Consider the following 12,392-nt stretch of genomic DNA (forward strand, 5'->3'; position numbering starts at 1 on the left):
CTTTCGGTGAGGGGGCTTCTAATAACAAAATTCAGGGTGTGCAAGCGCAATCTGGACGGTTTTTTCATCTAGCTGTAGGAACAGGCCATGAAAAAAGATTCCGAGCCCCAGAACCCCAAGAAATACAAGGATCCTAGCCGCGAGGATCGGCTCAAGGCTGCGCTGAAGGCGAACATGGCCAAGCGCAAGGCTCAGGCAAAGGCCCGAAAAGATTCATCCGAGCAGGATAAGGAAGAGAGTTAATGGATTCGATCATCGTACAAGGCGGCACTGAACTGCGCGGCCAGATCCCGATTGCCGGCGCAAAGAATGCCTGTCTGACGCTGATGCCCGCGACTCTGCTGTCCGACGAGCCGCTGACCCTGACCAACGCGCCGCGTCTGTCGGACATCCGCACCATGACCACCCTGCTGCAATCGCTGGGTGCCGAAGTTCAGGGCCTGAACGAAGGCCGCGTGCTGGCGATGTCGTCCCACGGGATCGACAACCACAAGGCCGACTATGACATCGTCCGCAAAATGCGCGCGTCGATTCTGGTGTTGGGCCCGATGCTGGCCCGCGAAGGCCACGCGATCGTGTCGCTGCCCGGCGGCTGCGCCATTGGTGCGCGCCCCGTTGACCTGCACCTGACCGCTCTGGAAGCGATGGGCGCAGAGCTAGAGCTGAAGGATGGCTATGTCCACGCCAAGGCGCTGGGTGGCCTCAAGGGCGGGATCGTCGATTTCCGCTTTGCTTCGGTCGGTGCAACCGAGAACGCCCTGATGGCCGCGACTCTGGCCAAAGGCACCACCGTCCTGAACAACGCCGCACGCGAGCCCGAGATCGTCGATCTGGCGAAACTGCTCCGCGCGATGGGTGCTCAGATCGAGGGCGAAGGCACCAGCCGCATCGAAATTCAGGGCGTGGACCGTCTGCATGGCGCGACCCATCAGGTTGTCGCGGACCGTATCGAGATGGGCACCTATATGCTGGCCCCTGCCATCGCAGGCGGCGAGGTCGAGGTTGTCGGCGGCTCCATCGACCTGCTGGGGGCGTTCGTTGAAAAGCTCGAGGCGGCTGGCGTTTCGGTCACTGCCACCGAGAACGGCGTGAAGGTTTCGCGCAAGAATGGCCGTGTGGATGCCGTGGACGTGACCACCGAGCCCTATCCCGGCTTCCCGACCGACCTTCAGGCGCAGTTCATGGCGATGATGTGTACCGCCAACGGCTCTTGCGTGCTGGAAGAGAAGATCTTCGAGAATCGCTTCATGCACGCCCCGGAACTGACCCGTATGGGCGCGAATATCGAAGTGCACGGCGGCACCGCCAAAGTGACCGGCGTTGAACGTCTGCGCGGCGCGCCCGTTATGGCGACCGACCTGCGGGCCTCGGTTTCGCTGATTCTGGCCGGTCTGGCCGCCGAAGGAGAGACCCGCGTGAACCGCGTCTATCACCTCGACCGCGGTTACGAGAGCGTCGAGACCAAGCTGGGTGCCTGCGGCGCCAAGATCGAAAGGGTCAAGGAAGAGTGACACAGGACGCCCGTTTCGAAGATGCCGGTCCCAAGCCCGTTAACCTCGGGGCGATGGATGCCGATGACCTGAGCGTGATCTCGGCGCTGGTGCAGGATTCGGTCCTGCCCGCCGCCGAGATGAAGTTCGACCGCGGGGCAGGGCGCTTTGCCCTGCTGCTGAACCGCTTTCGCTGGGAGGACAAGTCCGCCCCCCGCCCCGAGCGTGTGCAGTCGGTGCTGGCCTTTGAAACCGTGCGCGCCGTGTCGTCCCAAGGGATCGACCGCAGCGACAAGGACACCGTTCTGTCGCTGCTGTCCGTCGAGTTCACCGAAACCGAGGCCCCCAGCGGCCATATCACCCTGCATTTTGCAGGCGATGGCGCCCTGCGCCTGACGGTCGAGGCGATCGAGGCGAACCTGCGCGACGTGACCCGTCCCTATTACGCCCCCTCGGGCAAAGTGCCGGATCACGGCGCATGATCCGCCAACTGGAGGTCGCCGAGGCTCAGGCCCTGTTTGACCTCTGGCTTGAGGGGCTCGAGGCGTTTCCCTTTGCCTTCCTGCGCTCGGCCGACGAAGGGCGGGCGCTAGATCCCTCGCGCTTTGAGCCGGGGCTGGCGGCAGGCCAGTTCTGGGGGGCTTTCGATCAGGGGGAATTGGTCGGCTATGCGTGCCTGCAGGGGTTCACCTTGGCGCGGCAAAAGCATCTGGCGGATTTCGGCCCCTTTTACGTGCGGTCCACGATGCAGGGGCGCGGTTTCGGCCGTGCCTTGTGCCAAGCGATGATCGACCACGCCCGCCAGAAGGGATTCTTGCAGCTGGAACTGACGGTCTGGTCCGAGAACCACGCGGCTATTCGACTGTATGAAAGTCTGGGCTTTCGGCGGTTCGGATGCCGCCCGCGCTCGGTCATCATCGACGGGCAGCCGTGCGACGATCTGCTGATGGCGCTGATGCTGGATGAACAGACGTAGTTCTTGAGCACTGCGCCCCTGCGGTCTATGTCTGCGCCCGTAATATTAGGAGCCGCAGTCCATGCCCGTATTCCTGTCCACCCGTGACGCCGATTTCGAAGACCAGTTCACCGCGCTGCTCGGTGCCAAGCGCGAGGACAGCCCCGATGTGGATCATATCGTGGCGGAAATCATCGCGGACGTGCGGGCGCGCGGCGACGAGGCTCTGCTGGAATACACCGCAAAATTCGACCGCATGGACCTGAGCGCGGATCAGCTGGCGTTCAGCGAGGCCGAGATGGACGCCCTGATCGCCCAAGTCCCCGCCGAGGAACGCGAGGCGCTGGAACTGGCTGCGGCCCGTATCCGCGCCTATCACGAACGCCAGATGCCCGAAGACCAGCGTTGGATTGATGAGAGCGGCGCAGAACTGGGCTGGCGTTGGACGGCTGTGTCTGCGGCGGGCCTCTATGTGCCCGGTGGCTTGGCGTCCTATCCCAGCTCGGTGCTGATGAACGCGATTCCCGCCAAGGTGGCTGGCGTCAAACGTCTGGCGATCACGGTGCCGACCCCCGATGGTATTGCGAACCCGCTGGTTCTGCTGGCCGCCCGTCTGGCCGGTGTGGACGAAGTCTACCGCGTGGGCGGCGCGCAGGCCGTGGCCGCGCTGGCCTATGGCACCGACACCATCAAGCCCGTGGACAAGATCACCGGCCCCGGCAACGCCTTTGTCGCGGCGGCCAAGCGCCGTGTGTTCGGCAAGGTCGGTATCGACATGATCGCGGGCCCCTCGGAAATTCTGGTGATCGCGGATCAGGACAACAACCCCGACTGGATCGCGCTGGACCTCCTTAGCCAAGCCGAGCACGACGAAAGCGCGCAGTCCATCCTGATCACCGACAGCGAAGCGTTTGCCCGTGATGTCTGCGCCTCGGTCGAGGCCTATCTGGAAACGCTGGAGCGCCGCGCGATTGCCGGTGCCAGCTGGCGTGATTTCGGCGCGGTCATTCTGGTGGACAATCTGGATCAGGCTGCGGCGCTGTCCGACCGCATCGCGCCTGAACATCTGGAACTGTGCGTGGCCGATCCTGACGCGCTATCGGAAAAGATTACCCATGCGGGCGCGATCTTCCTTGGGGCTTGGACGCCCGAGGCGATCGGCGACTATGTGGGCGGCCCCAACCACGTTCTGCCCACCGCGCGGTCTGCCCGTTTCAGCTCTGGCCTGTCGGTGATGGATTTCGTCAAGCGCACCACGCTGGCCAAGATGACCCCCGCCGCCCTGCGCGCCATCGGCCCCGCTGCCGAAGTGCTGGCGAAATCCGAAAGCCTTCAGTCCCACGGCCTGTCCGTGACTGCGCGTCTGAAGTCGCTGAACGACTAAGAGGGCAGGGCCATGACGACCATCTACCACAACCCCCGCTGCAGCAAATCGCGCAACGCGCTGACGATCCTGACCGCAGCGGGCGAAGCCCCCGAGGTGGTCGAATACCTGAAAACCGGCTGGACCCGTGACCAGCTGGTTGCCCTGTTCGCACAGGCCGGGATCACCGCCCGCGATGCCCTGCGCAAGGGCGAAACCGTGGCCAAGGAACTGGGTCTGGCAGACGCGGACGAGGGGCAAATCCTTGATGCGATGGTCCAGCACCCCATTCTGGTCGAAAGACCCATCGTGACCTCTCCGAAAGGGACAGCGTTATGCCGTCCGATGTCGAATCTGCTGCCGCTCTTGGCACAGCCCGTGCAAGGGCCGATTCTGGACGGATCGGGCAAGGTTCTGGTCGATGAAAAAGGGAACGCCCTGTGACGGATACGCCGAATATTGATGACTCGCTGTTTCAGGCGGTGGATTTCGAACGACTGTTCAACGTCGAGCGCAGTACCCACGCCCCGCGAATCCTGATCCTGTACGGATCGCTGCGTGAACGCTCTTACTCTCGCCTTCTGGCCGAAGAGGCCGCCCGCCTGCTGACGCGCTATGGCGCCGAGGTGCGGTTCTTTGACCCCAAGGGTCTGCCCCTGCCGGACGCCGAAGAGGCTAGCCACCCCAAGGTTGTCGAACTGCGCGAACTGGCCCAATGGGCCGAGGGCATGGTCTGGTCCAGCCCCGAACGCCACGGCGCGATGACCGCCGTGATGAAGGCCCAGATCGACTGGATACCGCTGGCTTTGGGCGGCGTGCGCCCGACCCAAGGCAAAACGCTGGCCCTGCTGCAGGTCTGCGGCGGCAGCCAAAGTTTCAACACTGTCAACCAGATGCGCGTTCTGGGTCGCTGGATGCGGATGCTGACCATCCCCAACCAGAGCAGCGTTGCCAAAGCCTTTAACGAGTTCGACGAAGTCGGCCGGATGCTGGCCAGCCCCTATTACAACCGCGTGGTGGATGTGATGGAAGAGCTGGTGAAATTCACCTGGCTGACCCGCGATTTGAACAGCTATTTGCTGGATCGCTACAGCGAACGGGTCGAAACCGCCGAGGAACTTTCGAAGCGGGTTAATCAGAAGGCACTATAATTCGTATTGCGCTTGCGCCTTTCGAGGGTGTCACTAAAATTACTTGTGCAACAAAGTAATCGTTAGTGCCCCCTCATGTCCCGTATTACAAACATCACTCTGGACGACAGCGCCCTCCCGCCGCCGACCCCCGAGATCGAGCAAGAACGCCGTGTGGCCATGTTCGATCTGCTCGAGGATAACAGCCTCATCCTGCCCCAACGCGATGACCGCCCTGCGCCCGATGGCCCCTACCATCTGGACCTGTCGATCCGCGACAAGCGTCTGGTGTTCGATCTGAACACCGAAGGCGGCGAAAAGGCCGCCGAATTCCACCTGTCTCTTGGACCGTTCCGTCAGGTGGTCAAAGACTACTTCCAGATCTGCGCCAGCTACTTTGACGCGGTGAAGAAGATGCCCCCCAGCCAGATCGAGGCAATCGATATGGCCCGTCGCGGCATCCACAACGAAGGCGCGCGTATCCTGCAAGAGCGGCTGGAAGGCAAAGCCGAGCTGGATATCGACACCGCGCGGCGTCTGTTCACCCTGATCTGCGTTCTGCACTTCGGAGGGTAATTCTTGACGCGCGACTTGCCTCAGTCGGTCTTGTTCTGCTGCGATCACAACGCGGTGCGTTCCCCCATGGCCGAGGGCTTGATGAAGAAGCTCTATGGTCAGCAATGCTATGTCCAATCTGTCGGCGTAAAGAACGACATGGAGATCGACGGGTTTGCCGTTTCTGTCTGCAAGGAGGTCGGGGTCGAGTTGGACCGGCACCGATCCCGCAGCTTCGATGAGATGGAGCAATGGGGCGATGATATTTCGTCCTATGACCTGATCATTGCGTTGTCGCCGGCCAGCCAGCGGCGCGCGTTGGAGCTGACCCGGTACTTCCATCTCGACGTAGACTATTGGCCTATCTTGGATCCGACAGGATTGGGTGAAACTCGGGAGGCGAAGCTGGTTCAGTACAGGGCGGCTCGTGACCAGATTACCCAGCGGTTGACCGATGCGTTCGGGCCGCCAGAGACCGAGGAATAAATGAGCGCGATTGAAGTACTTCGTCGTTATTACGACGCGTTTAATGCAGGCGACACCGATGGGATGCTGGACTGTCTGTCCGATGACGTGGCCCACCACGTCAACGAGGGCAACATCCGCGTCGGCAAGGAAAAGTTCGCCGAGTTCAACGCGCACATGACCCGCTGCTACAAAGAGAATCTGACCGACATGGTCCTGTTCGAGGCCGAAAATGGCACCCGCGCGGCGGCGGAATTCATCGTGAACGGCACCTATCTGACCACAGACGAAGGCCTGCCCGAAGCGCGCGGCCAGACCTATCGCCTACCTGCGGGGACGTTCTTTAGCCTTGCTGATGGCAAGATCACCCGCGTGGTCACCTATTACAATCTGGCCGACTGGATCCGGCAGGTCCAATGAGCCTTCGGGTCGAAACCCTGAAGGGGGAGGCCCTGCGCGCTGCATTGGATGATGTGGCGCGTCTGCGGATAACCGTGTTTCGCGCGTGGCCCTATCTGTACGATGGCTCGCTCGACTATGAACGGGAATACCTGCAGGTCTACAAGGACAGCGACAAAACCGTTCTGGTCGGGGCCTTCGATGGCGACCGTCTGGTCGGGGCGGCCACAGGCACCCCGATGACCGACCACGCCGAGGATTTCGCCAGCGCCTTTGATGGCTCGGGTTATGACTTGGCCGATATCTTTTACTGCGCCGAATCCGTTCTGCTGCCGGACTATCGCGGGCAGGGGGCAGGGCATCGGTTCTTTGATCTGAGGGAACAGCACGCCCGCAGCCTTGGCGCGCGTTACACCGCGTTTTGCAGTGTGCAGCGTCCGGCGGATCACCCGATGCGGCCTTCGGACTATGCCCCGCTGGACCCGTTCTGGCGCAAGCGCGGCTACGCTCCGCTGGAGGGGGTGATTGCCCATTTCAATTGGAAAGACGTGGGCGAGGCCGAAGAAACCAAAAAGCCGCTGCAGTTTTGGCTGCGCGACTTGACGGTAGAATAATAGGCGAGGGGGCCAGGGGGTTGGGGGATAGGGTGAAGCGCTCCTTGCGGGCCACTCATACTGTTTTACTGACCGTTGATACTCTTTACCGTCACTCGCAAACCGAACCCAATGGGAACAACTTCATTCGCGTGGACGGGTTGAAAACGGTCACTCGGAAAAAGATACTTCCGACCAGTGGCGCCGCTGGCGCCCCTCTCTCGATTGCGATCGAGTAACTTAGATATACAGGTGCTTTGCAGAAATATCATGGGCCCAAGCGTGCAGAATCCGGCTGCCTTTTGTTGGTCGGATAGACTTTTGATCGAATGGTCAGACACTTGTGGGCATCCAATGCGATTTCTGAATGTGACGTGCCAAGCCGGTAGAGGATCATAAGATGAAAGTTGCAACAGCGGCCTATCCGATCGATTGGCACAACAACTGGGCCAGCTATGCGGACAAGGTCACGCGCTGGGTTCACGACGCCGCCGAAAATGGCGCGCAGATGATGGTGTTTCCGGAATACGGCGCGATGGAACTGGCGTCCCTGGCAGGGGCCGAGCAGGCGGGCGATCTGGCGGGATCGATCCGCGCCGTGTCCGACCGCGTCGCCGAGGCTGACGTCCTGCACGCGCAATTGGCCAAGGATACAGGCGCTTACATTCTGGCAGCCAGTGCGCCCGTGCCCGAGGGGGACTTGGTGGTGAACCGCGCACGGTTTTTTAATCCCGCGGGTCAGATGGATTGGCAGGACAAACAGATCATGACCCGCTTCGAGCGCGAGGACTGGAGCATCACCGGTGGTGGCCCGCTCAAGGTGTTCGACACGCGCTTCGGGAAAATCGGCATCCTGATCTGTTATGATTCGGAATTCCCGCTTCTGGCGCGGGCTCTGGTCGACGCGGGATGCGAGGCGATCCTGGTTCCTTCGGCGACCGAGGCGCTGGCCGGCTATAGCCGCGTGCGGATCGGGGCGATGGCCCGCGCGCTGGAATGCCAGTGCGTGACCGTCATGGCCTCTAACGTCGGAGAGGCCCCGTGGTGCGAGGCCGTGGACCTGAATGTGGGTCGGGGCGGGGTGTTCTGTCCACCGGATAAAGGGTTTGACGCGACCGGCGTTCTGGCCGAAGGTGTGCTTAACCAGCCGGGCTGGACCTATGCCGAGGTCGACTTTGACCAGATCGCAGAGGTCCGCAAAAACGGCGCGGTGCTGAATTTGTCCCACTGGGACGAGCAACTGCCGAGAGTTTCTGCGGCAGAAATTGCACCTTTCTGACTTTATCCTTGAAAATCTGCTATAATCGGCCCATCTAGTGGCGCGCCCTATATGCGGGCGAGAATTATGATGGAGTGAACATGGCCAAGGAAGAATTGCTCGAATTTCCCGGCGTCGTGAAGGAACTCCTGCCTAATGCGACATTCCGGGTCGAGCTTGAGAACGGCCATGAGATCATCGCACACACGGCAGGCAAGATGCGCAAGAACCGCATCCGCGTTCTGGCTGGCGACCGCGTTCAGGTGGAAATGACCCCCTACGATCTGACCAAGGGTCGGATCAACTACCGCTTCAAGTAATCGAAGTGGCTCTGATCCTCGGCTCTGGCAGCCCGCGTCGTCGGGAGCTGCTGGCACAAATGGGTGTTGTGGCCGATGATATCCGGTCGCCGGATATCGATGAAACTCCGGCGCGGGGCGAGCAGCCCCGCCCCTATTGCGAACGCATGGCCCGGGAAAAGGCACTGGCCGTCCCCGCCGATGCGGACGACATTATTATATCCGCAGATACGACCGTGGCGCTGGGGCGCCGCATCCTTGGTAAACCCGAGGATGAAAAGGAAGCCGCCGCCTTTCTGGTGGCGCTGTCCGGTCGCCGTCACCGCGTGATTACGGCTGTGGCCGTACGGCGCGGCGAACGGATCTGGGAAAAGTCGGTCGTCACTCAGGTGATGATGAAACGCTTGTCGGACAACGAACTGAATGCCTATCTCGCTTCGGGCGATTGGCAAGGCAAGGCAGGCGCATACGGGATTCAGGGCGCGGCTGGCGCGTTCATCCCGTGGATCAACGGATCATTTACTGCGGTGGTCGGTTTGCCCCTGGCAGAAACCGCGAACCTGCTTCAGGCCGCAGGATACCCTCTTTACGGAGAATAAAGACATGAAAGGTCGTCTGATTGCCCTGGACCACATCGGAGAGGTCGAGGCTGCTGCGCTTATGGTGGATGGCAAGCTCGAGGACCTTCTGATCGACAGCGATGCACCGCGTCCGGGCACCATCTATCGCGCCATTGCCGACCGCCCGATGAAAGGGCAGGGGGGCATGTTCCTGTCGACCCCCGATGGCAACTGCTTCTTGCGTCAGACCAAGGGCATGGCCCCCGGCGATGCGGTTCTGGTGCAGGTCACCGGCTATTCCGAGGACGGCAAGGCGATTCCCGTGACCACGGACGTGCTGTTCAAAAGCCGTTACGCGATCATCACCCCCGATAAGCCCGGCCTGAATATCAGCCGCTCGATTCACGATGACGACCGCCGTGACATCCTGCACGGTATCGCCAAGGCGGAAATGCAGGGCAGCGAGTTCGGCCTGATCATGCGTTCGGCTTGCGCCGAGGCAGATGATGACGAGATCGCCGAAGATATCGCCGCGATGCTGGATATGGCGAACGCCGTTCTAGCCGATGCCCAAGGCAAAGAGCCCGAGAAGCTGGTCGAGGGCGACGGCCCCCACCTGCTGGCATGGCGCGAGTGGTTCCAGCCCGCGACCATTGATTCCGAGGCAGGCAGCTTCGAAGGCAACGGCGTGCTGGACGCGATCGATGAACTGTCCTCGGCCCGTGTGAACCTCGAGGGCGGCGGCTTTATGTATGTCGAACCCACTCGCGCACTGGTGGCGATCGACGTGAACACCGGTGGCGACAGTTCTCATGCGGCGGGAACCAAGGTGAACTTTGCCGCGGCCCGCGCGATTCCCCGCGCCCTGCGTCTGCGCGGTTTGGGTGGTCAGATCGTTCTGGACCTTGCCCCCATGCCCAAGAAAGAGCGCCGCACTTTTGAAACCAGCCTGCGCGCTGCGTTCAAAGCCGACGGGATCGACACCGCCCTTCTGGGGTGGACCACGCTGGGCCATTTCGAACTGCAGCGCAAACGCGAGCGCCGTTCGCTGAAAGAAACCTTGCCCAAGGGGGTATAAATGGCCTGCCCGATTTGTGACGGCGAGACCGACCCGAAATACCGTCCGTTCTGCTCCAAGCGCTGTGCGGACGTTGATCTGGCCAAGTGGATGAGCGGCTCTTATGCCGTTCCTTCCAATGATCCCGAGGATGCCGAACAGGTCCTTGAGGAACTTGATAAAAAAAATTCACGACCCCACTGATTTTTTCATTTTGGGGTCTGGACACTCCCGAGAACTACGCCTAATACGTCCCTCACCCGAGCGCAGCAGCGCTCACCCAGCCCGGGTAGCTCAGGGGTAGAGCAGTGGATTGAAAATCCTCGTGTCGGTGGTTCGATTCCGCCCCCGGGCACCACTTCCTCCGGTAAGTGACTGAAAAGAAACGGCGATGCCTTGATGGCTCGCCGTCTTTTTGTTTTCGGGGTCAACGAATTCCCGCGCTTTTCGGATTTGCAACTGCACCTATGGCGTTACAAATCTTTCACGCGCCAGCGACACAACCGTCACATCACATTGGTAGCCGATATCTCAACCCGCTCCGGTTTCGGAGGCGTGTTCTGTAATAGTTTTTAGGAGCGACCCATGAAAAAGACGATTGCCGTCCTTCTGGCAGCCACTGCGATGACCTCTGCCGCTCAGGCCGAAGGTCTGACCCGTATTGCAACCGTCCCGCTGGATGGTGAAATCACCGGCCTGTTCCAGCATGGCACCGACCTGTTCTTCAACGTCCAGCACCCCTCGGACGCGCTGAACGGCAAGTTCAACAAAGCCACCGTTGGCGTCGTTTCGAACGTGAACTGGGAAGCTGGCGTTTCGGCCGTTCCCGCAGACGAAGAAACCAAATCGTCGGTCGTAACCTCGCTGGGTGACTATCAGGTTCTGATCCAGGAAGGCGACAAGGGCGTTGCAGGCATCATCAAGTCGGTTGCCGGCGAAGAGCTGATGATCTCGAACGACCCCGACTTCAACGGTTTCATCCCCACAGCAGACAACGCAGGCTTCCTGTTCACCAACTGGGAAAACCGTCCCGGTGGCATGTCGCGCGCTGCTGTGACCCGCGCTGAAAACGGCGAGTGGTCGGTTGGCGACATCGAGATGGTAGACTTCTCCAAAGTTGGCGGCACTTGGGTCAACTGCTTTGGCACCGTTTCGCCCTGGGGCACCCCGCTGACCTCGGAAGAGCTGTACTTCGACGAAACCGCCGAGTGGAACGACCCCGAGTACAAAGAAATCGAAGACAACAAGATGCTGGCTTCGTATCTGGGTCACTACCCCAACCCCTACAACTACGGTTTCATCGTCGAGATCACCGATCCCGCTGGCACCCCGACCCCCGTCAAGCGCACCGCGCTGGGCCGCATGAGCCACGAGAACTCGGTTGTCATGCCTGACAACAAGACCGCCTACACCACTTCGGATGGCACCGGTCAGCCCTTCTTCAAGTTCGTTGCTGACGCCGAGGGCGATCTGTCGGTTGGCACCCTGTACGCAGCCAAGCTGACCCAGCTGGCCGACAAGGGCGCAGAAGCTGCCACCACCGCGTTCGACGTCGAGTGGATCGAACTGGGCCACGCCTCGCAGGACGAGATCGCTGGCTGGGTTGCCGACTATGACGGCATCACTCTGGAAGACCACAAAGCCGGTGAGACCAACTACATCACCGACGCTCAGGTCGCCGAGTGGGCCGAAGGCAAAGCTGCCGACAACCGCGTTGCATTCCTGGAATCGATCAAAGCTGCTGCGGCCAAGGGCGCAACCGCTGAATTCCGTAAAATGGAAGGCGTGAACATCAACTACGAAGCGGCCAAAGACGGTTCGGTTCCCTTCATGTACGTTGCGATGTCCGAAGTCTCGAAGACCATGTCGGACGGCGAAGGCGACATCGACGTTGCTGAAAACAAGTGTGGCGTAGTCTACGAGATGGAACTGGACGCATCGTTCAACGTCGCGAAGATGGTTCCCGTTGTTGCTGGCCACGGCTACGACAAAGACGCAGCGGTCAACCAGTGCTCGGTTGATGGTATCTCGAACCCCGACAACATTCTGGTCCGTGCCAACGGTCAGGTTGTGATCGGCGAAGACACCGGCAACCACGAGAACAACGCTCTGTGGCTGTGGACCAAAGGTCAGCAGTCGTAATCGACTGGATCGCAGAAATGATCAGGGGAGGGCGGTTTCGTCCTCCCTTTTTCTTTTTCCGACCTATTTAGTCAGAAACCCTTTACCTGAGTTCTTTGATCGGGTATCAGGCGCTAAAGCGACAGC

General features: G+C 60.8%; 17 protein-coding genes and 1 tRNA gene. All 18 read left to right on the forward strand.

Features of this window, described 5'->3' with window-relative positions:
- Window positions 1-87 precede the first annotated feature (87 nt).
- The 18 genes from HJ536_RS12650 (at window position 88) to HJ536_RS12735 (ending at window position 12,266) form a co-directional block, all read left to right on the forward strand.
- Complete coding sequence (locus tag HJ536_RS12650) at window positions 88-243, forward strand: hypothetical protein (protein ID WP_176855027.1); 156 nt, start codon at window positions 88-90, stop codon at window positions 241-243.
- Window positions 243-1,511, forward strand: coding sequence for a UDP-N-acetylglucosamine 1-carboxyvinyltransferase (murA, locus tag HJ536_RS12655; RefSeq protein ID WP_176855028.1), 1,269 nt, complete (start codon window positions 243-245; stop codon window positions 1,509-1,511). Before HJ536_RS12650 ends, murA begins: the two co-directional genes overlap by 1 nt.
- Window positions 1,508-1,972, forward strand: coding sequence for a DUF2948 family protein (locus HJ536_RS12660; protein WP_176855029.1), 465 nt, complete (start codon window positions 1,508-1,510; stop codon window positions 1,970-1,972). The genes murA and HJ536_RS12660 overlap by 4 nt, the downstream gene beginning before the upstream one ends.
- Window positions 1,969-2,466, forward strand: coding sequence for a GNAT family N-acetyltransferase (locus HJ536_RS12665; RefSeq protein ID WP_177157979.1), 498 nt, complete (start codon window positions 1,969-1,971; stop codon window positions 2,464-2,466). Before HJ536_RS12660 ends, HJ536_RS12665 begins: the two co-directional genes overlap by 4 nt.
- Window positions 2,467-2,527: 61 nt before the next feature.
- The gene (gene hisD, locus HJ536_RS12670) at window positions 2,528-3,829 is read left to right on the forward strand and encodes a histidinol dehydrogenase (RefSeq protein WP_177157980.1); all 1,302 of its coding nucleotides are present in this window, start codon (window positions 2,528-2,530) and stop codon (window positions 3,827-3,829) included.
- A 12-nt stretch (window positions 3,830-3,841) separates the two neighbouring features.
- Window positions 3,842-4,252 (forward strand): arsenate reductase (glutaredoxin), encoded by a 411-nt coding sequence (gene arsC, locus HJ536_RS12675; protein ID WP_177157981.1) that lies wholly within the window; start codon window positions 3,842-3,844, stop codon window positions 4,250-4,252.
- Complete coding sequence (gene arsH / locus HJ536_RS12680; RefSeq protein ID WP_177157982.1) at window positions 4,249-4,959, forward strand: arsenical resistance protein ArsH; 711 nt, start codon at window positions 4,249-4,251, stop codon at window positions 4,957-4,959. The genes arsC and arsH overlap by 4 nt, the downstream gene beginning before the upstream one ends.
- 75 nt (window positions 4,960-5,034) lie before the next feature.
- A complete protein-coding gene (locus HJ536_RS12685) occupies window positions 5,035-5,514 on the forward strand; it encodes a UPF0262 family protein (protein ID WP_176855034.1) in 480 nt (159 codons plus the stop codon).
- Window positions 5,515-5,517: 3 nt separating this feature from the next.
- Window positions 5,518-5,979, forward strand: coding sequence for an arsenate-mycothiol transferase ArsC (locus HJ536_RS12690; protein WP_176855035.1), 462 nt, complete (start codon window positions 5,518-5,520; stop codon window positions 5,977-5,979).
- The gene (locus HJ536_RS12695) at window positions 5,980-6,378 is read left to right on the forward strand and encodes a ketosteroid isomerase-related protein (RefSeq protein WP_177157983.1); all 399 of its coding nucleotides are present in this window, start codon (window positions 5,980-5,982) and stop codon (window positions 6,376-6,378) included.
- On the forward strand, window positions 6,375-6,971 hold the full coding sequence (locus tag HJ536_RS12700; RefSeq protein ID WP_177157984.1) for a GNAT family N-acetyltransferase: 597 nt from the start codon (window positions 6,375-6,377) through the stop codon (window positions 6,969-6,971). The genes HJ536_RS12695 and HJ536_RS12700 overlap by 4 nt, the downstream gene beginning before the upstream one ends.
- A 379-nt stretch (window positions 6,972-7,350) precedes the next feature.
- Complete coding sequence (locus HJ536_RS12705) at window positions 7,351-8,229, forward strand: carbon-nitrogen hydrolase family protein (protein WP_177157985.1); 879 nt, start codon at window positions 7,351-7,353, stop codon at window positions 8,227-8,229.
- A gap of 80 nt (window positions 8,230-8,309) precedes the next feature.
- On the forward strand, window positions 8,310-8,528 hold the full coding sequence (infA, locus tag HJ536_RS12710; protein WP_021097168.1) for a translation initiation factor IF-1: 219 nt from the start codon (window positions 8,310-8,312) through the stop codon (window positions 8,526-8,528).
- Between the two features lie 5 nt (window positions 8,529-8,533).
- Window positions 8,534-9,106 (forward strand): Maf family nucleotide pyrophosphatase, encoded by a 573-nt coding sequence (locus HJ536_RS12715; RefSeq protein ID WP_176855039.1) that lies wholly within the window; start codon window positions 8,534-8,536, stop codon window positions 9,104-9,106.
- 4 nt (window positions 9,107-9,110) lie between these two features.
- Window positions 9,111-10,145 carry a ribonuclease E/G gene (locus tag HJ536_RS12720; protein WP_177157986.1) on the forward strand — a complete coding sequence of 345 codons (1,035 nt, stop codon included), beginning with the start codon at window positions 9,111-9,113 and terminating at the stop codon, window positions 10,143-10,145.
- Complete coding sequence (locus HJ536_RS12725) at window positions 10,146-10,328, forward strand: DNA gyrase inhibitor YacG (protein WP_176855041.1); 183 nt, start codon at window positions 10,146-10,148, stop codon at window positions 10,326-10,328.
- Window positions 10,329-10,407: 79 nt separating this feature from the next.
- Window positions 10,408-10,482 (forward strand) — tRNA-Phe (locus HJ536_RS12730).
- Window positions 10,483-10,709: 227 nt separating this feature from the next.
- The gene (locus tag HJ536_RS12735; protein ID WP_177157987.1) at window positions 10,710-12,266 is read left to right on the forward strand and encodes an alkaline phosphatase PhoX; all 1,557 of its coding nucleotides are present in this window, start codon (window positions 10,710-10,712) and stop codon (window positions 12,264-12,266) included.
- Window positions 12,267-12,392 lie beyond the last annotated feature (126 nt).

The sequence above is a fragment of the Donghicola mangrovi genome (assembly GCF_013377535.1).
GTDB lineage: Bacteria > Pseudomonadota > Alphaproteobacteria > Rhodobacterales > Rhodobacteraceae > Donghicola > Donghicola mangrovi.

Coding starts and splice junctions, on each gene's coding strand:
- HJ536_RS12650 (WP_176855027.1), top strand. CDS start 88: ATGAAAAAAGATTCCGAGCCCCAGAACCCCAAGAAATACAAGGATCCT.
- murA (WP_176855028.1), top strand. CDS start 243: ATGGATTCGATCATCGTACAAGGCGGCACTGAACTGCGCGGCCAGATC.
- HJ536_RS12665 (WP_177157979.1), top strand. CDS start 1,969: ATGATCCGCCAACTGGAGGTCGCCGAGGCTCAGGCCCTGTTTGACCTC.
- hisD (WP_177157980.1), top strand. CDS start 2,528: ATGCCCGTATTCCTGTCCACCCGTGACGCCGATTTCGAAGACCAGTTC.
- arsC (WP_177157981.1), top strand. CDS start 3,842: ATGACGACCATCTACCACAACCCCCGCTGCAGCAAATCGCGCAACGCG.
- HJ536_RS12685 (WP_176855034.1), top strand. CDS start 5,035: ATGTCCCGTATTACAAACATCACTCTGGACGACAGCGCCCTCCCGCCG.
- HJ536_RS12695 (WP_177157983.1), top strand. CDS start 5,980: ATGAGCGCGATTGAAGTACTTCGTCGTTATTACGACGCGTTTAATGCA.
- HJ536_RS12700 (WP_177157984.1), top strand. CDS start 6,375: ATGAGCCTTCGGGTCGAAACCCTGAAGGGGGAGGCCCTGCGCGCTGCA.
- HJ536_RS12705 (WP_177157985.1), top strand. CDS start 7,351: ATGAAAGTTGCAACAGCGGCCTATCCGATCGATTGGCACAACAACTGG.
- infA (WP_021097168.1), top strand. CDS start 8,310: ATGGCCAAGGAAGAATTGCTCGAATTTCCCGGCGTCGTGAAGGAACTC.
- HJ536_RS12720 (WP_177157986.1), top strand. CDS start 9,111: ATGAAAGGTCGTCTGATTGCCCTGGACCACATCGGAGAGGTCGAGGCT.
- HJ536_RS12725 (WP_176855041.1), top strand. CDS start 10,146: ATGGCCTGCCCGATTTGTGACGGCGAGACCGACCCGAAATACCGTCCG.
- HJ536_RS12735 (WP_177157987.1), top strand. CDS start 10,710: ATGAAAAAGACGATTGCCGTCCTTCTGGCAGCCACTGCGATGACCTCT.